Here is an 18361-nt window from a genome sequence, read left to right on the forward strand (position 1 = left end):
GTCACGGTGCCGGTGTCGGATCCGCCGTTGCCGTCGGAGACGGTGTAGTCGAAGGAGTCGCTGCCCGAGAAGTTGGCGGGAGGCGTGTAGGTGCAAGAGGTGCCCGAGCACGAGAAGGTGCCTCCCTGGGCGGTGGCGCCCGAGCCGGAAGCCGTCAGCTTGTCGCCCCTGTTCGGATCGGTGTCGTTCGCGGTGACCCCGATCGTCAGGGTGGTGTCTTCGTTCGTGCTGCCGGAATCGTCCGTTGCGGTGGGCGGCTTGTTAGGGGCGGCCTGGGCAGGTGGGGCCAGCGTGGCTACCAAAGCCATGGCGACCGCGACTGTGGCGCTGCGTCGCCTCGCGATGTAGCCCATGACTCGCCCCCCCAGCTGTCGTTACCGTCTCGTTACGCTCCCGTGACAAGTATCGGCAGTCGCCATGAGGACTTAAACGCCCCTTTTTGGGGGATTCGGCACCCCCCGACCGCTCCGAAGTGCCCACAGGAATGGCCCACCCGGCGGCGGCACCGCCGCACCGACTCCCGCGCCTCCACGCGGATCAGACGCGGGCGCCGAAACGCCTGGTTCCAGCGGGCTGAGGGAGTGCGGTTTGCGGATCCGGCCTCAGACGCGCTACATTTAGCACTCAAGTCTCAAGAGTGCTAAATGAGCTCCCAAGGAGGTAGCCATGGCCAAGATCCTCTCGTTCGAAGAAGAGGCCCGCCGGTCGCTCGAGCGTGGCATGAACCAGCTCGCCGATGCCGTGAAGGTGACGCTGGGCCCCAAGGGTCGCAACGTGGTTCTCGAGAAGAAGTGGGGGGCGCCCACGATCACGAACGATGGCGTCTCGATCGCCAAGGAGATCGAGCTCGACGACCCCTACGAGAAGATCGGGGCCGAGCTGGTCAAGGAAGTAGCCAAGAAGACCGACGACGTCGCCGGTGACGGAACCACGACGGCAACGGTGCTGGCCCAGGCGATGGTTCGCGAAGGCCTGCGAAACGTCGCGGCGGGTGCCAACCCGATCGCTCTGAAGCGCGGGATCGAGAAGGCGGTCGAGTCGGTCGTCGAGACGATCCGGTCCCAGTCCCGCGATGTCGAGGGGCGCGAGCAGATCGCGCAGGTGGCATCGATCTCCGCGAACAACGACACCGAGATCGGCGAAGCGATCGCGGAGGCTATGGACAAGGTCGGAAAAGACGGTGTCATCACCGTCGAGGAGTCGAACACCTTCGGTCTCGAGCTCGAGCTCGTGGAGGGCATGCGTCTGGACAAGGGCTTCATCTCGCCCTACTTCGTGACGGACGCAGAGCGCATGGAAGCGGTCCTAGACGACCCCTACATCCTGATCGCCAACCAGAAGATATCGGCGGTGAAGGATCTCCTTCCTGTGCTCGAGAAGGTGATGCAGTCCGGTAAGTCGCTGCTGATCATCGCGGAAGACCTGGAGGGTGAGGCCCTCGCCACGCTCGTGGTCAACAAGATCCGAGGCACCTTCAAGGCGGTCGCGATCAAGGCGCCGGGGTTCGGCGACCGGCGCAAGGCGATGCTAGGTGACATCTCGATCCTCACCGGCGGCCAGGTGGTGTCCGAGGAGATCGGCCTCAAGCTCGAAGGCGTCAGCTTGGACATGCTCGGGCGCGCTCGCAAGGTGGTCGTCACGAAGGACGACACTACGATCGTCGAAGGCGGCGGCTCGGCCGACGAGATCACGGGCCGCGTCAATCAGATCAAGGCCGAGATCGAACGCAGCGACTCCGACTATGACCGCGAGAAGCTGCAGGAGCGTCTCGCCAAGCTCGCCGGCGGCGTCGGCGTGGTCAAGGTGGGGGCTGCCACCGAGGTCGAGCTCAAAGAGAAGAAGCACCGGATCGAAGACGCGGTGCAGACGACGAAGGCCGCGGTCGAAGAGGGCATCGTCGCCGGTGGTGGCGTGACGTTGCTGCACGCGGCGGAGGCACTCGAGAAGCTGGAGCTGGACGGCGACGAGGCCACCGGCGCCACGATCGTCAAGCGTGCACTCGAAGAGCCTCTGAAGGTGATCGCTCGGAACGCTGGGATGGAGCCGGGCGTCGTCGCCGAGACGGTGCGCAAGCTCGGCCCGGGCGAGGGCCTGAACGCGGCGACCGGTGAGTACGGGGATCTGTATCGCGCCGGAGTCATCGACGCCGCCAAGGTCACGCGCTCCGCGCTGCAGAACGCGGCCTCCATAGCAGGCCTCTTCCTGACTACCGAGGCCATCGTGGCGGACGCTCCCGAGAAGGAGAAGGCTCCCGCGATGCCGGGCGGCGGGGACATGGATTTCTAAACCCACGGCGGTAGGTACAACTCGAGGCGCCGGCAAAACCGGCGCCTCGAGCGCGTCTATGGGTTGTGGCGGTTGGAAACTGTGCCGCTTTCTTACCGTCGCCGTGTCTAGAGGGTGAACTCCTGACGAGCGATCAAAAGGTCATCAACAAGCGCCTCGGCGATCCAGCGTCCGCGCTCGCTACGAACGAACGGCCGTCTGCTCGAGTCAAGGCCGCAGCGATACGTGCCCGCTCCGGAGTAGTTGAGGTCGCAGCGCTGCCACAACCGATCCCTGCGTTTGCGGACCTTGAAGATCTTGATGGAGACGTCGGAGTGATCGCCCGCCTCGAGGTGGAGTTGGACCCACGTGACACCTTCGGAAACCGAAAGCGTAAGCCTCGACGGTGCGGAGCCAGTGCCGGCGAAGGCGCCGGTGGGACTGCCCAGCATCGCGCTGAGACCAAATGCTGCGACCGACAGCGCCGCGGTCTTCTTCACATGTGCTCCTTCGGTAACTGGGCCGTCTCGGCGACCGAGACCCCTGGTTTTGCGTCCCCGCCTCGCAGCGGGTTTGCCCTTTTCGGTGGAACGTGCTGCTCGTAATAGATCTATCGGTCGTTTCGAGCGTCAGGAAGATGGTTAATCTCGGTGGTATTTCCACCAGCTGCTCGCCCTGGGAGCCGTTCGCTACGCCAGTCGATCAGCACTCATATGGGTGAGAGGCCGGAAGAATCCCGTGGAGCGAGGCTGTTCTAGGAGTCGCCCTCTGGGCTCAGCTCGAGCTCTTTCGAGGTCCGGCGGCGCTCTTTCAGCAGCAACAGGAGGAGCCCGGCGGCGAGCACGAGCGCCACCATCGTGATGATCGGGAGCCAGTCGCGCGGAGGCCGGTTCGTCTGGCGCTGGGCCAGCTCTTCTTGCACCGCGTCGCCCACCGTGAACGTTCCCTCCCAGGTGGCGATCTTGTCGTCGTAGCGGATCTCCACGGCCGCGTCATAGGTGCCGTTGTCGGCCGCCGCCACCCACTGGATCGGGTAGGCGATCGAGGTGCGTGGAACGAAGGTGTCGAGTGGGAACTCGCGTTGGAAGTCGTCGTCGGGGAGCATGATGATCCCGTCGCCCTTGGTGAGGGCTGTGCCCTGGTTCTCGATGCCGATCTCGAGGTAGATGCCATCGGGACGAGCGACGGGCGTGACACCCGAGATCGCCAGCAGCGGCTCGGAAGGCCCTGGAAGGTTCACCTGAACCGCGATGATGCGACGCGTCTGGAAGGCCACGCTGGCGCCGGCCTGTCCCGCGGGCGCGGCCTCGACGTCGTCCTCCTCGGCCGGCGCCCACACGGCTATCCCACCGAGGTGCTCACCTGTGGCGGCATCGTCTGGCACGTCTACCTCGAACGTGACCTCCGCACCTTTGCCGGGTGGGACCGTGACCGAATCCCGATCGAGCGATATCCAGGCTCCAACCGCGTCGCGAGGATCGTTCGGCAACTCGTAGGAAGCGCCCCCGACGGGACCCGTCGTGGCGTCAACCCCAGCCAGGTTCAGCTTCAGTGGCTTGCGAGAGTCGTTCCGCAGGTAGACCGACTGCTCGAGGCGCTGCCCCGGCTCCGCCGCGATCATGAAGTAGCCCTCAGCGCTCTGTGCGCCCGGCCCCGGCTCGGCGACGAACTCGGGGTCGTCCGGTTGTGCCGACGCCGGCACGGTCGCGGTCAGCGACAGGCTCACCAGCACAGCTAGGAAGCAGAGACGCGTCAGTGTCCTCACGCACTCTTTATAGCCGCGAGCCGCCTCCGTTAAGACCGGGCTCAGGGGCCCGAAACGACCGAGAGCGTGACCGTGCTGCGGTAGGTCTTCGCGTAGGCATTGGCCGGGATCGTGAGCTCGAGCGGGTCGGCGACGCTGAAGTTGTACTTGCCCATGCCCGTGTCGGTGGCGGCGCTGGCGATCTTCACGGCGCCCGTGGTGTCGATCCGGTGCGGACCGGCAACCACCGACGGCGGCGGCGATGTGGTCCCGTCCGCCGTGACGGCAGGCGTCGGGAGCTTCAAGGAGTTGAGGGCGAGGGTCTTGCCACCACTCACGAGGGTGGCAGTGGCTGCGTCCCACTCCGCGAACTGCGTAGCCTGCACGGTGACATTCCAGCCGAAGCCGTTGCCGCGGGCGTCGCTCACGCTGAAGTTCGCCATGGCCGCGGTCACCGCCTTCGGCTGGCCATCCAGCGTGGCGCCGGGGAAGTCCGGAACGGACACCCCGGAGACACTCAGGGCGCCGCCGCCAACCTTGGCGTTCGTCGGTGCCGCCGCGGCCGGGGCCGCCACCGCACCCACGAGCAGAGCGGTCGCCGACGTGGCGAGCAAACAGCGCAGGTGATTCCTATTCATGATCGGCGACCTCCTGTCAGTAGGTAGTAGTGGTTACGGACCCGAGACGACCGAGACCGTGACCTCGCTGCGGTACGTGCGTGCGTATGCGTTGGCAGGCACCGTCAGCGTGAGGGAGCCGCCAGGAGTGAAGTCGTAGTTGCCCATGCCGGCGTCGAGAGCCGCGCTGGCGACCTTCACCGCGCTGCCGCTGTCGAGGGTGTAGGGGCCGGTCAGGATCGTCGGGAGTGCCGACAGCGTTCCGTCCGCGAGCACGCTGGGAACCGGCATCTTGAGCGAGCTCGCGGCCAGCTTCTTGCCGCCGGTCACGTATCCACCCGCTCCCGCGTTCAGCGTCGAGTCCCACTCGGCGAATTGGGTCGCCTGGAAGGTCAGGTTCCAGCCGAGGCCGGTGCCTCTCGCATCGGTGACGTCCCACGTACCCATTGCGGCCGTGGTGGACTTCGCGGTGCCGTCGAGGGTGACGGCGGCGAAGTCGCCCACCGTCGGCGTCGTAGCGGTCAGGTCACCACCGGTGAGGCTGATGTCGGTTGGGTCGGTAGCGGCGGATGCCGCCGGCATGGCTAGGGTGCTCACAACGGTCACAGCCAGCAAGCTCGTGGCGAAACGTCGCATCTTCATCTCTAGCATCCTTCTGTCTTCAGAAGCCCCTGATTGGACTTCTCCTCGTACCTAGGTATCGACGCGACGTCGGGCCGCCCCAATGCCCCGGAAGGACTAAATCGGGTGTAGTCATTTCGCCTTATCACGCCGACCTACACCGCTTGCGAGGCAGCTTGGGTCAGGCAGGCACAGATGCGTCAGCCCGCCCTAAATCGCAGCTCCAATTGGGTCGATGGGGTGCTTTACCGGACTAGAGGAGGGTGACCTAGCAGATGTCCGACGCAGAACAAGGTGAGCCCACGATGGGGCTCCTGGACACCATCGCCGAGCTGGAGCATGCCCAGCAGGATCTGCGCCTCGCTCAGGAAGAGACGACCCACTGCTTGGCGCTCGCGGCGGAGCTGCGAGACGGTGAGACGTCACGTCACCTCGAGCGGATGAGCGGTTTCTGCGCGGTCCTCGGAGACGCGCTCGGACTCGATGAGGGACGGCGGGAGACGATCCGGATCGCCGCGAAGATGCATGACATCGGCAAGATCGGCGTCCCCGACTCGATCCGGCTCAAACCGGGTCGCCTGACCGCAGACGAGATGAGCACCATGAAGACCCATGCCCAGATCGGATACGACATCCTCGCCGGCTCCACCTCCGAGCTGGCAACGACCGCCGCTGTGATCGCATGGACCCATCACGAGAAGGTCGACGGAAGCGGCTACCCGCGGCGGCTCGTTGGTGATGAGATCCCGCTGGAAGGCCGCATCGCCGCCGTTGCAGACGTGTTCGACGCCCTGACCACGGACCGTATCTACCGCAAGGGATTCACTTTCGAAGAGGCTTTGGACGTCATGCGGAAGGGTCGCAGGGCGCACTTCGACAGCATGATCCTCGACCTGTTCTTCGACCGCATCGACGAGATCGTCAGCGTGAAGCAGGCGGTCGACGACTCCGCGGCGCGCTTCGTGGGGGCTGCCGTCTAACCAGAACCCGCAGCGCGGGGCGGGGGCCTCTCGAGGCGCGGCCCCGCGCGCCTAGCGGCTTTCTTTGTGAGGGGTGTGGCCCGAGCACCAGCGACAGTACTTCTTGAGCTCGAGCCGGTCGCGATTGTTGTGGCGGTTCTTGCTGGTTATGTAGTTACGCCGCTTGCACTGGGTGCACTCGAGCGTCGCGTGGACGCGGCGATCAGTCGCCATCATTCACCTCGAAAAGTCGTTCGGAAAAGAGGCCGCGAGTATAGAGGAGCGACTCGGGACCCCTAATCCTCGACGACGACTGAGTCGCCGTCGCCGAGCCCTCTCACAACGTTGCCGCGACCGCTCACCGTCGTCAGTCGGTCGGTAACGAGAGCGCCACGCCGTGGGAAGCGGCCACAGATGCCAATCGCCGGTCGAAGGTTGCCAGGGCGGCGCGTCGAGAGAGAGCGAGTGCGAGATAGCACGCGTCGTAAGCGCTCAGATCGAGAAGCAGCGGGCCCACGAGCGTGAGCAAGGGCCGGACGCCGACGGCAACAAGATCAAGGTTGGACAGATCGTCGATCGCGCGTAACAGGTTCTTGTGGGCCAGGATCGATGCTCGCGACACCTTCCGGAAGCCGTTGGCGACCTCGGAGAAGATGAGATCGGGGGCCAGAACGTCGAGAGCGGGGTCCTCCATCAACGGAGCTACCAGTGGATGACGGCGCCCCGGCAGCAACCATTCGAACAGCGCGCTTGCGTCGATAACAACTTCAGCGATCCCGATCCTCCCGGATCATCTTCACGAGATCGACACCCTCGACGCCGGACCCCATCTGCAGGCGACGCTGCTCGACGTTCAGCATGATCTGCGCCCTCGCTACGAGCCGCTCCGCGAGAGCCTTCTTGAGGATGGCTATCGTCTCGGCCGAGATCGAACGGCCATCTTCTGCCGCCGCACTTCGGAGCGCCTCATACAACTCATCGGGGATACCGCGAACGTGGAGCGCTTTCGCCATCCTTCTCATGCTAGCACAACGCTAGCAGGGTGAAAGCGCACCAGCGGTCACCACAAACGGGAGACGCTCGTCGTCCAGGTGTAGCGGGTACCGGCGAAGCGCTACGAGCGCTTGAAGCGGCGCTTCTTGAGCTTCCCCTCGCCCGGCCCCCAGTACATCCGGCTGTTAGGGGCGAAGGCCGTGATCGGGTCGTCGGCGGAACGGTCTTGCGCGTCGAGCCCCGCCCACACCTCGTCCATCGGGTTCTTCCGCTCGTCGTGATCGGCTGGGAGCGGTGGTGGTGGAGGCGGAGGGGGGCTGAGGATCGCCGCCTCAGTCGGAACTGGCCGCGGGTCTGTCTGAAGCTGCTGGTACAGGTCCACCGCAGACGCAGCACGCTGCTCTGGCTGAGCTGGCTGAAGTGGCTGATACACCGCTTCGCTTCCGCCGGCGCCTGGTCGCTCGGTTACCGACCTTAGCTTCAGCGAGTGCCCGAGTAGGCAGAAGCCCCCGACGTCTTCCACATCGGTCCCACAGCGCGGGCAGTAGCGTTGCGCCACCTTCGTAACCTCCACCCCGATTAAGTCGGCACCAGCGACCCTAGCTTGAGTCTGGGGTGCTCTCAACAGCCTGAGCCGCATGGAAGAGGCCCCGTCGATGGGACGGGGCCTCGAGGATCGTCGTAGCGGCGGGTGGACTCGAACCACCGACTCAGCGATTATGAGCCGCTTGCTCTGCCCCTGAGCTACGCCGCCCTGGAGGCGCTCGACTGCAGCACTCCGAGCCCCGTCACAGAATCGAACTGTGGACCTTCTCCTTACCATGGAGACGCTCTGCCGACTGAGCTAACGGGGCGTTGGGACCGCCCGCGAGTGTAGTGGATGGGCCTCCTACGTCGTAAAGACGAGGGGCCCGGGCGGACACGTGAAGCCGCTGAAGTCGCTCGACCGCGTCTTGCTGTGTCACGACCGTTAGGCGCTCGTCGACTCGATCGCCGCCATAGGTCTCGCGAGCGGGATCCGCACGTGGAACGTGGCACCCCGACCCGGCTCGCTCTCCACCGTGAGCGACCCGCCCATCGCCTCGATGGAACGCTTGGCGATGAACAGCCCGACGCCCGGCCCCTGTGTCTCTCGCGTCAAGACGTGGCCGAGCCGGACGAACCGATCGAAGATCCGCTCCTGATCGATCTTCGGGATGCCCGGCCCCTCATCTGAAACCGACAGTCGCGTGTAGCCGTTCTCTTTCGCGATCGTTACCTCGATGCATCCGGAGTCGGGGCCGTACTTCCGAGCGTTGTCCAGTAGATGCTCGACCGCCTGTGACAGCCGCTCCCGATCTGCTCGCACGACCACTTCTTCCACTGCCGTGACTTCTACCTGAGGGTGGTCGGGCAGTATGGAGGCAACGCGGCCCCGCACCATCTCCTCGAGCGGCACCTCCTCTGGGAACACCTGCACGTCACCCGCCTCCATCTGAGACACCGCGAGCAGGTTCATAACGAGACGCTCGAGGCGGTCCGAGCCCCGCTTCATGATCTCGATCATCTGTTCGCCGACCTCGCTGTTAGCCCCCCTGTTCGGTCGCGACAACACCTGCAGCGACCCCTTGATCGTGGTCAGTGGCGTGCGGAGCTCGTGTGAGATCGTGGAGAGGAAGTCCGACTTCGACTCCTCGAGCTCGTGCTCGGCGGTGATGTCGCGGACCAACAACACCCAGCTGCGCTGATCCTCCGACTGCACCTCACCGGCCGTGACGGCGATCCAGCGGGGAGGGCCTTGACGCGTCACGAGCTCGAGCTCTTCATCCGGAGGGACGGTGACGATATCCATCCCCTCGATGCGCCGGTGGTACCGGTCGCGCACCAGAACCCTGTCTGACCACCTCTCCCCGATGACGCGTTCCTCGACGAACCCGGTGATGCGCGCGAGGGCTGGGTTCCAAGCCCGGATGATGCCGTCTTCATCCAGTAGACAGATGCCCTCCTTGGAGCCCGCGAAGATCTGCTGGAACCGCTCCCGCTCCTCGGCGACCTGCGCGAAGAGCCGGTAGGAATCGAGCGTGAGCACGAGCTCGTTCCCAAGCGCCTCGAGGAGCCGCGCGTCGCTCTCGCCGAACTCATCGGCTCCAACGCGATCGGAGGCGACGAAGCACCCGATCACCTGGTCTGAGTCCACGAGCGGGGTTGCGACGAGATCCCGACTCCCCATTTGGTCTGCCAGGTGCTTGTGGGGCCCGCCCTCCAGGCCTGCGACGGTGATGTACTTGCGCGTCCGTTGGACCTCCCGGACCAAGTTCATGATGCGAGCGTCTTCGTCAACCGGCCCCGCGTGAAGGACGTCGCCGTTACGGATCGCGTAGTGATGCAACTCGCCGCGCACGGGAAGTACGACCTGTGCCTCCACCGCCGACACCATCTTCGCCGCAGCAGAAAGGAACCTAGTTACCGCGACGTCGAACGTCGGGTTTACAGCGAGGGCACGGCTGGCCTCATGGAGCTTCTCGACCCGCTCGCGCTCTTGCTCGTGGCGCAAGAAGGCTCGATATCCCAGAAATAGAGCGATCATCGGGACTGGGAACAGCAGAGCGCTCCACGGGGAACCTTCGTACGAGGCGGCTAGCAACAGGCCGAGTACGACGTTGCCGGCTAGGTTCGTGAGCGCGGCCGACGCGACCTCGCGCAGCAGTTCGACGAAAGATCTGCCCTCGGCAAGTGAGATCGCGCCGGCTACGAAGACGTGTGTCATCAGCGCAAATATCAGGACCGCGGCAACCGCTACCAGTGCGCTGATCGGTGTCAAGCGTCCCGCGGGGTCACCGAAAGCAGTCCAGAACGCCGCAGCTGCCGCGGCTGCACAACCGAACTGTGCGACGTTGAAGATGCCCTTTGCGATGCCGACACGCCGGTGAGCGATGCTCACGATCGCCGCTCCCACAGTGACTCCCCAGACCGTCTGCGAGAACGACAGCCCCACGACCATAGGCAGGAACACCGCTTCGGCGGTGCTCAGCCCGACGCGGCCGCCCTGATGATGGAACAGCAGAACGACCAGCTCAGCCGCCGTGTACAAGGCGATGAGCAGGATCCAGTAAGGGACGTTCGTGTCAAACCCGTGCGGCGCCACCGCGCTCTGGGCGAGGACCCAGCCCAGCGCGACCGTTAGCACTCCGATATAGACACGCAGCTTGAGGAGACTCACAAGCATCACCGTCGGCTACGAGGCCCGCTAATCAACGGCAAGAAACGAAGCAGGGGTCAGTCCCAGGCGGCGGCGTACCAGTGGCTCTTCCAGGAGGCCGCCTTCCAGGAGGCTGCGTCCCAGTCGACGCCCTTCCATGACGCCGCGTCCCAGTCGAGGTTGTCCCACTCGGTGCCCTTCCACGAGGCGGCGTCCCACGTGGTTGCCTTCCAGGAGGCGGCTTTCCAAGAGGCCGCCGCCCAGTCTTCAGTCTTCCACGAAGCAGCCTTCCAAGACGCCGCGTCCCAGCCACTCGTGGTGAAGTTGGTGGCGACGTAGGGGAACAGCCCCGTCGGATTGTCGGACGTGGCGCTCTCTGGATCGAGCTGAGCGTTGAACTCTCCGGTTAGAGCGATCTGGCCGGCGGGTGTCACGACCTCGACCTCGATCGAGCCACGGTCCAGGTCCAAGAGGCCGAGCCCGGTCGAGCGCTCGATGTTCTGGTTCGCCGATCCGGTCAGGTCGCTCGTGGACGCAGCGTACGAGTCGATGAGTCCGGCGCCGGCCTTCAGAGGGTCGGTCTCACCGATAGCCCGAGCCGTCTCGGTCAGACGGAACTTCACCTGGTCCGGGTTTAGGTCCGGGTTGCGGTGCAGGATCTGAGCAACGACACCCGAGACGGTAGCGGTGGACATCGACGTGCCCGTGCCACGGAAGTACCCGCCGTCGATGCTCGCCGAGGAGCCGTACTTCTGCTCGATGGCGCTACCCGGAGAAGCCAGCGAGATCGTGTGGACGCCAGGAGAAACGACGTCCGGTTTGGCTAGCCCGTTCGAGCGCGTGGGGCCACGGCTGGAGAAGACCGGGACCAGGTCGTCTCCGGCGGCGATAGAACCCTCGTCGTTGCTCGAGCCGACGGTGATGACGAAGGGGTCGTCGGCCGGCTTCATGATCGTGCCGGAGTCGGGACCGCTGTTGCCGCCCGAGACGACGACCGCGATACCGGCGTCCCAGGCCCGCTCGACCGCATAGTTCAGCGGCGAGAGACGGTAGTCCTGAGAGGAGTCGGATCCGAGGGACAGGTTCAGCACGCGGATCGCGTAGGTGTCTTCGTGAGCGACGAACCACTGGATCCCGGCGAGGATGGTGGAGATGTCGGTCGAGCCGTCGAATCCGGCAGCCTTGACCGTCACGACGCGAGCCTCGGGAGCAGCACCCTTGTACTTGCCGTTGGACGAAGTTCCGTCACCCGCTATGAGGCCCGCCATGAAGGTGCCGTGACCGAAAGTGTCCTCGCACTCGGCCTCGGTCCCCGCCTCGGCCGTGAGGTCCGCGCCACAGATGACGCGGCCCGCAAGGTCCGGGTGGTTGTAGACGCCGGTGTCGAGGAGCCCTACCGTGACGCCGCGGCCCGTGATGCCCTCGCTCCAAGCCTGCGTCGCGCGGACGACCTTCTGGATCCGGTGGGTGATATCGCTTCCGTCGCCGTCACCATGGAAACCGACCCTCTCGTTCGGGCTGACCTGGAAGATCGAAGGGTTCGACTCGAGCAGGTTCAGGGAACGCGCCGGAACCTCGGCGGACACACCCTTGATGATCGAGAGATCACGGGTGATGGTGCCCCCGACCGACTCGACCGCCCGGCGCGCCTCAGCGGAGCCGTTCACGCCCTGGACGATGACGGACACGACCTTTGCCGCTTCCTCGGAAACCGCGGGTGCTGCGGGCGACAGCCCGAGCATGAGTAGAGACACCAAAACGGCCGCGACGATCGTGCGGCTTAGCTTGATGGCTCGTCCGGCTGTTAGGGCCAGAGGCATCGTCGTCATCTGCCTTTCTTGTCTCCCAGTTGTTGCGTCAGAGACAACATCCGCTTTAGAGGGCTCGAGCACCATGGCCCAGACACACCAAATAGGCATTAGTCCGGGGTAGCTACTCCGGCACGAACAACCCCCTGCTCACGGGCCATGTAAAGCGGACAGTTCTTCCAATAGGTCCACAAGGGCGTCGTATAGCTCATCAGCATCATCGGTTGACTCACCTACACAGGTGGCGCCTAGCTTCCCGTAAGACCGGAGCGCGCCGAGGAGGTGGAGAAAGATCCCCGTCTGCGCTGCGCGGTCATACGCGAGCCCCTCTGCCCGTACGGCGCGCATCACCTCGACGGGGTCGAGGCCCACGTAGCTCGGTGACTTCAGGTTGTCGGTCGCCACGTAGCAACGCGGGCCTGCATCGGTGACCAGCTCTCCCGAAGCCTCGTCGTAACGCCCGCAAGTCGCGTGCCTGACCATGAGGAACGGATGAGTCGTGCCGCCCATGCGCAGGTTGATCTCGCTCAGGTAGGTCTCTCCGACAGGGGTGACGAGGAAGTCCATCGCGAACGAGCCGATGACGCCCTCGGCCGCAAGCACACGTGCCACGCTGCGGGCGTGGTCCTGGATCAAGCTCCTATAAGAAAGGTGCGCTGGGAACCGGCAGCCGAGGTAGACCTGATCGTCCGGCCCCCCCAACAACTGGTCGTGCGTCGAGATGACCTCGTCCGAGCCGTCCGGCAGGATCCTCATCTGCACGCTGGGCGACGCGATGCCGGGATCGCGCAGCAAGAGCTCGACGACGGCGCCGCCCAACTGGATCTTGGGCCCGAATGTCTCCCAGTTTTCCTCGCCGGCGCAGAACACCGTCCGAGAATCGACCAGGCGGCCGGTGACGCTCTCCAGCTCGACGATCGCGTTGCCCTGCCCCGAGAACCCGTCGTTGAGCTTGATCACGGCGGCGCCGGCTCCGGGTTGCTCGGCGCGCAGCCGCTGGATCTCGTCTTCCAGCACGTCCAGGTCGTAGATGTCTTCGGCGCCGGCGAGCACCGGCACCCCGGCGCGCTTCGCGACTTTGCGCGAACCGCTCTTCGAGCCAAGATGAACGAGGTGCAGCGGAGCCCCATAAAGAGCAACCCCCGTCTCCTCCGCGAGCCTCACCTCGAGCTCCGTGACGTTGAACGGCAAGATGTAGGACTGCTCGGCCCCGCCCGCTAGCTCGCGGATCCGCTTAGCGGCATAAGGGTGGTCGAGGACCTTCTCCGTCAGCGGACGGATCGACAGGTCTCCCAGCGACATGACGTAGAGGCGGTCGGCTGCGTGCGCGGGGTCGTCCAACAAGCTCAGGTAGTAGTCGACGATCGGCTCCGGGACCCGCAGGGAGGTGATGTAGAGCATCTTCAGACGAGGGTTGCGTAGCAGCAGCAAGAGGCACAACAACCGCTCCTCGTAGTGCTGGATGCCGACGATCTTGCGGAGCTCCTCCGGCGGGAACGACAGCGACGGGAGCACTATGACCACTCCCTCGTCCAGCTCGGAGGGCGCCCGCGCGCCGACCGCTCCGCGACGAGGCTCGGCATCCACAGCCCGAGGTTAATCTGCGGCCCGTTTGACCCGAGCGGGCGGCGAGAAAACTTTCTCCTGACCCGTATCCCTGGTGGATGACAGACGTTGTACCGGGTGCAGCTCACGAAAAGGCAAACCCACCGTGAGGTGGGGGCGCAAAGCCACGGGACCTCGACAAGCGAGGTAGCCCAGCTACCGAAAGGAGCACCACGTGGAGACACGACTTCTGAGGTCGAAAGGCCTTCGCTTCCTGGCCGGACTTCTTCTGGCCGCCTACTACGTCATCGGGCTCTCCGCCGGTGCCTTCGCCGCGGGTGACCGCGACCGCGACGACGACGGCATGCCGAACCGCTGGGAGGTCAACCACGGCCTGAACCCGGACCGCGCCAACGCCGGCGGCAACCCGGATCACGACGGGCTGCGCAACCTCGCCGAGTACCGCCACGACACGGAGCCGAAGGATGAGGACTCCGACGACGACGGCATGGACGACGGTGACGAGGTGAAGGACGCCGACGAGGACACCGACGCCGATGACGCCGACACCGACGATGACGGCACCGAAGACGGCGACGAGGACGAGGACGAGGACGGCGTCGACAACGAGGACGAGGACGACGCGGACGAGACCTGCACCGCCGACGACGATGACGCCGACGAGGACGGGCTCGACGACGAGGACGAGAACGACAGCGGCTCCGACGGCGACCTCGATGACGACGGCGTCGAGGACGAAGACGACGCGGACTCCGACAACGACGGCACGGAAGATGGCGACGAAGACTCTGACGCCGATGGTGTCGACGACGAGGACGAGGACGACGATCTGGACGAAGACGGCGTCGAGGACGCCGACGACTGTGACGAGTCCGACGAGGACCTCGAGGACGAGGACGACTCCGAGGGCTCTGACGACTAGCTAAAGAACCGCATAGATACAGACGAAACAGGACACGGGGGTCGCTATGGCCCCCGTGTCTTCTTCATTCACGCGCCGCACCTCCTTTCGCTAAGGAACCGATGAGCCTCGGCACCGCTTTCGAACCCACCCTCGCTGCCGCCCGCGTGGGCGCAGAGTGGGCGTGGCGCGACCTGTATCGCGAGTTCGCTCCGGTCGTCGCCCGCTACGTGAAGGCGCGACGAGCGGCAGAGCCCGAGGACCTCGTGGCAGACGTGTTCGTCCAGGTGGTTCGCAAGCTCGATCGGTTCAGCGGGGGCGAGGACGACCTCAGAGGATGGATCGTCACGATCGCCCACCACCGCTTCGTCGACTCGCTGCGCAGCAGGTCGCGGCGACCCGTCGACCCGGTGGCAGACGAGATCCTGGCGCAGGAAGGCGGACACGCGGACCTCGAAGAGCAGGCTTTGACGAAGCTTCGCTCGGACGAGGTGCAACAGGCCATGAAGCGGCTGTCTCCAGACCAGCAAGACGTGGTGTTCCTACGTCTCATCGCCGGCCTCAGCATCGCGGAGGTCGCCGACGCTCTAGGAAAGAAACCCGGAGCGGTAAAGGCCCTTCAGTCGCGCGCAGTGGCCGCCCTCAAACGAGATCTCCCACAGGCCGTTTCCTCATGACCTCCTTCGACGTTGAACGAGACATGACCCACACGACCTTGGACGACCTCGACCTGGTCCTCTCCGGCGGAGCAGTGCTCGGTGGCGACGCCGCGTTGCAGGAGTTGGCGCACATCGTCCAGCAGGTTCAGGATGCCTATCCGGCCGTTGCTATCCCACCTGCTTTCGAAGATGCGCATGTGGCGATGATCATGCACGCGGTGAGCGAGACCGCCGCGGCCGCCGCGGTAGACGCGCCGCCCGAGCCGCGTGCATCCATACGTGCCCGGTCGGAGCGAATGCTGGCGCCGTGGACGAGGAAGATCGCGGCTGCCACGCTCTCGCTCAGCACCGCGTTCGGAGGCATGGCCTACGCGGGAGTCCTCCCCGACCCGATCCAGCAGTTAACGGCAGACGTCGCTGAACGCGTTGGCGTCGACCTTCCGGCGCCCGCCGACGGCGCGCCGGTCGTGGAGGTCGACGAGCACGGGCCAGAGGACACAACGGATGAGCCGTCGCCAACGGGTGCGGGATCTGAGACCACCAACAGCCACCGCCCCGGTGCCAGTGGCGAAGCCTCGGAGGAAGAGGCGGAGCGTCGTGAGGATCGGGCTCGCGGCGAGGGCGCTGGTTCACGGTCTGCCGAGACCGACGACGGCGAGCAGGAGAGTTCGCCGGGGGAGGCCGAGCACGACGCCGATAGCGAGGACGAGGACGAGAGCGAAGATCAACGTGAGCCCGGCGACTCCTCGGACGAGGGCGACCAAGCTGATGACTCCGCGGAAGACGCTGCTGAAGAAGCGGACGACGTCGACGATGGAGCAGACACGGGAGATGAAGACTCCGGAACCGATGACGAGGTCGAAGATGCCGATCCCGCCGATGATTCCGACGACGTCGAGCCCGACAGCAGTGACCTGGACGAGGAAGTCGAGGACTAGAGCGACAGCGTCGCTTCGACGCGTCTAGCTACCTCCGGTCCAGTTCTTCCTGTGTGATGGCGAACATCACGTGGTCCTCCCAGACATCGTTGATGTGCAGGTACCGCAACGACAGTCCCTCTCTCCGGTAACCGGCCTTCTCGAGAGCCCTCATCGAAGCGGGGTTGCGCGGCATCACGCCCGCCTGAACCCTGTGGAGTCCCAACTCTGTGAACGCGAGCCTGGTTACGAGCCGGATCGCGTCAGTCGCGAAACCCTTGCCGTTGTGCTGTTCGTCGACGAAGTACCCGATCGTCGCGTTCTGCCATGCCCTGCGAGCCACGTTTGAGAGAGTGATCGTTCCGACGAGCTCACCGGCGGGGACGAAGATCCCGAAGTGATACGCCCTGTCTGCCGCCGCGCTCTCCAGCGCGAACGCAAGCTGAGAGGTCTGCTCCTCCAGCGTGTAGCGCATCCCGGGACGGCGCGGCTCCCACGGTCTGAGGAAGTCGCGGTTCCGCACGCGGAGCTCGAGTAGATCGGGAGCGTCCTCCGCCTCCAAGAGGCGGACGTAGACGCGCTCTCCGGCGGCTCTCATCCGTTCAACAGAGACGTTCACCGGCAGGTGCCGCGATCGCAAGAGCGTGGCGGGAAGAGGATTTGAACCTCTGAAGGCATACGCCGGCGACTTTACAGGCCGCTCCCTTTGGCCACTCGGGCATCCCGCCAAGTTACGGCGGCAAGGATAACGGCCGGTGGGTGCAGAGGGCAGAGCGGCTAGTCGCTGCCCTCGGTGTGATCGTGCGTAGCCTCTTCCAGCATCTGCGCCAGCGCGGAGCTCGGGTCCAGCACGGCCCGCCCCTCGGACTGCGGCAGCTGCAGGTCGACGGGCGTCGGAAGGATGCCGAGTTCGAGGCCGTTCGTGGACAGCGCCTCTTGCAGCGCCGCCTCTGCCAGACCGAAGGCACCGCTCGCGGGAGACGAACCCGTCGCCCACAACGATTCACCCGCGAACGTCAGCTCGGATCGGTCGGGAACGAAGCCGTCGCCGAACCTACGAGCCGCGGTGATCGCACCAGACTCGTACTGCTTCTGTCGCTTCTTGTCGGTCTTGTTCACGACCCCAAGAACACGGGTCTCGGCTGCGCGGAGCCACTGCACGAGGTACTTCATCGGGTTCTTCGGGTCGTCGCCGTCCGGCCCGTAAAAGCCGAAGTGGACGTGCGGCGGCGTGGTCGCGGCGTTGCCGGAGTTCCCGCAGTAGCCGACGACGTCGCCGACCTGGACGGCGTCACCGTTGCGGAAGCTACGGTTCAAAGCGGAGAGGTGCGTCATGTACCAGTACCTGCCGTCGGGCCTGTGCACCCGAGCGGTCAGTCCACCGAGGCCGCCGTTCGACATGCTGATCGTCCCCGCCTCGGGAGCCAAGATCGGATCTCCCAAGTCGCAGAAGACGTCTTGGCCCTCGTGCAGGCGGATCTGGCCGGGGGCCGGACCGTATCGGTAGGCGTGCCAGGTGTCGAGCCACGAGGCGTTGCCCGCGATGATGAAGGGCGGATAGACCTTCGCGACTACGTCTTCCTGCGACATCCCGAGCGAACGCAACCGGATCGCGGTGGCGACGAGCTTCGATGTGTCGAACGCTCCCGGGATCCGCCCCGCGATGCTGCGTGGCGGCGGGAGCATGAGCTCAGCTTGCTTGCGCTTCTTCCGACGGAGGCGCTTGCGCTTCTCTTCCAGCGTCTCGCCCGGCCGCTTGCCTCCGGCCTTGCGGTCACCCTTCTTCGCGTCACCGCCGTCTTTGCCGTCGCCGCCCTTGCCGTCCCCATCGGGATCCTCGTCGCCGCCGGTGTTGTTGCCACCACCGCCACCGTTGGGGTCCTCCTCGCCGCCGCCGCCGCCACCACCACCGCCGCCACCGGGGTCGGGGTCTTCGGAGGGGCTGGAGGTGGGCTTCGGCGAGCTGAGGAGGTCGGGAATCGTCGGCGTCGGGACCTGCGCGCTTGCATCGGGGGCAACGAAGCGGGAAGCGGGACGCGGCAGTGCGACGAAGGCGCCCATCAGGACCACCACCGCCAGCGCCAAACGTGCCGGACCCCTCATGTGTTGCGTTCCTCTCTGCTGCTGGATAAC

The 18361-nt window shown here is 65.4% G+C and carries 19 protein-coding genes, 3 tRNA genes and 2 riboswitches; of the genes, 5 read left to right on the forward strand and 17 right to left on the reverse strand.

What is annotated here, in order from left to right; translation table 11 throughout:
• Nucleotides 1–353 (reverse strand): Ig-like domain-containing protein (locus M3N53_14315; GenBank protein MDP9069499.1); only part of this gene is annotated, 353 nt, incomplete at its 3' end.
• Nucleotides 354–666: 313 nt separating this feature from the next.
• On the opposite strand from M3N53_14315, the gene groL reads away from it, so the two are divergent.
• The gene (gene groL / locus M3N53_14320) at nucleotides 667–2286 is read left to right on the forward strand and encodes a chaperonin GroEL (GenBank protein ID MDP9069500.1); all 1620 of its coding nucleotides are present in this window, start codon (nucleotides 667–669) and stop codon (nucleotides 2284–2286) included.
• A gap of 107 nt (nucleotides 2287–2393) precedes the next feature.
• On the opposite strand, the gene M3N53_14325 is transcribed toward groL, so the two are convergent.
• From M3N53_14325 to M3N53_14340, 4 genes are all read right to left on the reverse strand, one after another.
• Nucleotides 2394–2765 carry a hypothetical protein gene (locus M3N53_14325; GenBank protein MDP9069501.1) on the reverse strand — a complete coding sequence of 124 codons (372 nt, stop codon included), beginning with the start codon at nucleotides 2763–2765 and terminating at the stop codon, nucleotides 2394–2396.
• 9 nt (nucleotides 2766–2774) lie between these two features.
• A riboswitch (cyclic di-GMP riboswitch) is annotated at nucleotides 2775–2853 on the reverse strand.
• Nucleotides 2854–3019: 166 nt separating this feature from the next.
• Nucleotides 3020–4030, reverse strand: a complete 1011-nt coding sequence (locus M3N53_14330) for a DUF916 domain-containing protein (protein ID MDP9069502.1) — start codon at nucleotides 4028–4030, stop codon at nucleotides 3020–3022.
• Between the two features lie 41 nt (nucleotides 4031–4071).
• On the reverse strand, nucleotides 4072–4647 hold the full coding sequence (locus tag M3N53_14335) for a WxL domain-containing protein (protein MDP9069503.1): 576 nt from the start codon (nucleotides 4645–4647) through the stop codon (nucleotides 4072–4074).
• 33 nt (nucleotides 4648–4680) lie between these two features.
• Nucleotides 4681–5268, reverse strand: a complete 588-nt coding sequence (locus M3N53_14340) for a WxL domain-containing protein (protein ID MDP9069504.1) — start codon at nucleotides 5266–5268, stop codon at nucleotides 4681–4683.
• Between the two features lie 254 nt (nucleotides 5269–5522).
• Between M3N53_14340 and M3N53_14345 the strand changes: the two genes are divergently transcribed.
• On the forward strand, nucleotides 5523–6227 hold the full coding sequence (locus M3N53_14345) for an HD domain-containing protein (protein ID MDP9069505.1): 705 nt from the start codon (nucleotides 5523–5525) through the stop codon (nucleotides 6225–6227).
• 51 nt (nucleotides 6228–6278) lie between these two features.
• Here M3N53_14345 and rpmG read toward each other — a convergent pair whose 3' ends face one another.
• From rpmG to M3N53_14390, 9 genes are all read right to left on the reverse strand, one after another.
• The gene (gene rpmG / locus M3N53_14350) at nucleotides 6279–6440 is read right to left on the reverse strand and encodes a 50S ribosomal protein L33 (GenBank protein MDP9069506.1); all 162 of its coding nucleotides are present in this window, start codon (nucleotides 6438–6440) and stop codon (nucleotides 6279–6281) included.
• A gap of 133 nt (nucleotides 6441–6573) precedes the next feature.
• Nucleotides 6574–6939 (reverse strand): type II toxin-antitoxin system VapC family toxin, encoded by a 366-nt coding sequence (locus M3N53_14355; protein ID MDP9069507.1) that lies wholly within the window; start codon nucleotides 6937–6939, stop codon nucleotides 6574–6576.
• A 34-nt stretch (nucleotides 6940–6973) separates the two neighbouring features.
• Nucleotides 6974–7219 (reverse strand): Arc family DNA-binding protein, encoded by a 246-nt coding sequence (locus M3N53_14360; GenBank protein ID MDP9069508.1) that lies wholly within the window; start codon nucleotides 7217–7219, stop codon nucleotides 6974–6976.
• Between the two features lie 101 nt (nucleotides 7220–7320).
• Entirely contained in the window at nucleotides 7321–7758 is a 438-nt protein-coding gene (locus M3N53_14365) for a hypothetical protein (GenBank protein MDP9069509.1), read from the reverse strand.
• A 123-nt stretch (nucleotides 7759–7881) separates the two neighbouring features.
• Nucleotides 7882–7953, reverse strand: a tRNA-Met gene (locus M3N53_14370).
• A 27-nt stretch (nucleotides 7954–7980) separates the two neighbouring features.
• Nucleotides 7981–8053: transfer RNA gene (locus M3N53_14375), tRNA-Thr, on the reverse strand.
• Between the two features lie 116 nt (nucleotides 8054–8169).
• On the reverse strand, nucleotides 8170–10404 hold the full coding sequence (locus tag M3N53_14380) for an ATP-binding protein (GenBank protein ID MDP9069510.1): 2235 nt from the start codon (nucleotides 10402–10404) through the stop codon (nucleotides 8170–8172).
• A gap of 50 nt (nucleotides 10405–10454) precedes the next feature.
• A complete protein-coding gene (locus M3N53_14385) occupies nucleotides 10455–12206 on the reverse strand; it encodes a S8 family peptidase (protein MDP9069511.1) in 1752 nt (583 codons plus the stop codon).
• A gap of 129 nt (nucleotides 12207–12335) precedes the next feature.
• Nucleotides 12336–13772, reverse strand: a complete 1437-nt coding sequence (locus M3N53_14390; protein ID MDP9069512.1) for a peptide ligase PGM1-related protein — start codon at nucleotides 13770–13772, stop codon at nucleotides 12336–12338.
• Nucleotides 13773–13874: 102 nt separating this feature from the next.
• Nucleotides 13875–13954: riboswitch (cyclic di-GMP riboswitch) on the forward strand.
• 11 nt (nucleotides 13955–13965) lie between these two features.
• Between M3N53_14390 and M3N53_14395 the strand changes: the two genes are divergently transcribed.
• From M3N53_14395 to M3N53_14405, 3 genes are all read left to right on the forward strand, one after another.
• Complete coding sequence (locus M3N53_14395) at nucleotides 13966–14673, forward strand: Midasin (protein MDP9069513.1); 708 nt, start codon at nucleotides 13966–13968, stop codon at nucleotides 14671–14673.
• Between the two features lie 101 nt (nucleotides 14674–14774).
• Nucleotides 14775–15329, forward strand: a complete 555-nt coding sequence (locus M3N53_14400) for a sigma-70 family RNA polymerase sigma factor (protein MDP9069514.1) — start codon at nucleotides 14775–14777, stop codon at nucleotides 15327–15329.
• On the forward strand, nucleotides 15326–16249 hold the full coding sequence (locus M3N53_14405) for a hypothetical protein (protein MDP9069515.1): 924 nt from the start codon (nucleotides 15326–15328) through the stop codon (nucleotides 16247–16249). The genes M3N53_14400 and M3N53_14405 overlap by 4 nt, the downstream gene beginning before the upstream one ends.
• A gap of 28 nt (nucleotides 16250–16277) precedes the next feature.
• Here the strand turns inward: M3N53_14405 and M3N53_14410 are convergent, their stop codons facing one another.
• The 3 genes from M3N53_14410 to M3N53_14420 form a co-directional block, all read right to left on the reverse strand.
• Nucleotides 16278–16826, reverse strand: coding sequence for a GNAT family N-acetyltransferase (locus tag M3N53_14410; GenBank protein MDP9069516.1), 549 nt, complete (start codon nucleotides 16824–16826; stop codon nucleotides 16278–16280).
• A gap of 47 nt (nucleotides 16827–16873) precedes the next feature.
• Nucleotides 16874–16956, reverse strand: a tRNA-Tyr gene (locus tag M3N53_14415).
• A 49-nt stretch (nucleotides 16957–17005) separates the two neighbouring features.
• Nucleotides 17006–18331: a M23 family metallopeptidase gene (locus tag M3N53_14420; protein MDP9069517.1), complete on the reverse strand. Its 1326-nt coding sequence runs from the start codon at nucleotides 18329–18331 to the stop codon at nucleotides 17006–17008.
• Nucleotides 18332–18361: the final 30 nt, after the last annotated feature.

It is taken from the genome of Actinomycetota bacterium (assembly GCA_030776625.1).
GTDB lineage: Bacteria > Actinomycetota > CADDZG01 > CADDZG01 > WHSQ01 > MB1-2.

What these genes read in the sequence shown, in the direction of transcription:
- M3N53_14405 (MDP9069515.1), top strand. Translation starts at nt 15,326, where the DNA reads ATGACCTCCTTCGACGTTGAACGAGACATGACCCACACGACCTTGGAC.
- groL (MDP9069500.1), top strand. Translation starts at nt 667, where the DNA reads ATGGCCAAGATCCTCTCGTTCGAAGAAGAGGCCCGCCGGTCGCTCGAG.
- M3N53_14335 (MDP9069503.1), bottom strand. Translation starts at nt 4,647, where the DNA reads ATGAATAGGAATCACCTGCGCTGTTTGCTCGCCACGTCGGCGACCGCT.
- M3N53_14385 (MDP9069511.1), bottom strand. Translation starts at nt 12,206, where the DNA reads ATGACGACGATGCCTCTGGCCCTAACAGCCGGACGAGCCATCAAGCTA.
- rpmG (MDP9069506.1), bottom strand. Translation starts at nt 6,440, where the DNA reads ATGGCGACTGATCGCCGCGTCCACGCGACGCTCGAGTGCACCCAGTGC.
- M3N53_14380 (MDP9069510.1), bottom strand. Translation starts at nt 10,404, where the DNA reads ATGCTTGTGAGTCTCCTCAAGCTGCGTGTCTATATCGGAGTGCTAACG.
- M3N53_14420 (MDP9069517.1), bottom strand. Translation starts at nt 18,331, where the DNA reads ATGAGGGGTCCGGCACGTTTGGCGCTGGCGGTGGTGGTCCTGATGGGC.
- M3N53_14345 (MDP9069505.1), top strand. Translation starts at nt 5,523, where the DNA reads ATGTCCGACGCAGAACAAGGTGAGCCCACGATGGGGCTCCTGGACACC.
- M3N53_14340 (MDP9069504.1), bottom strand. Translation starts at nt 5,268, where the DNA reads ATGAAGATGCGACGTTTCGCCACGAGCTTGCTGGCTGTGACCGTTGTG.
- M3N53_14360 (MDP9069508.1), bottom strand. Translation starts at nt 7,219, where the DNA reads ATGGCGAAAGCGCTCCACGTTCGCGGTATCCCCGATGAGTTGTATGAG.
- M3N53_14410 (MDP9069516.1), bottom strand. Translation starts at nt 16,826, where the DNA reads ATGAGAGCCGCCGGAGAGCGCGTCTACGTCCGCCTCTTGGAGGCGGAG.
- M3N53_14400 (MDP9069514.1), top strand. Translation starts at nt 14,775, where the DNA reads ATGAGCCTCGGCACCGCTTTCGAACCCACCCTCGCTGCCGCCCGCGTG.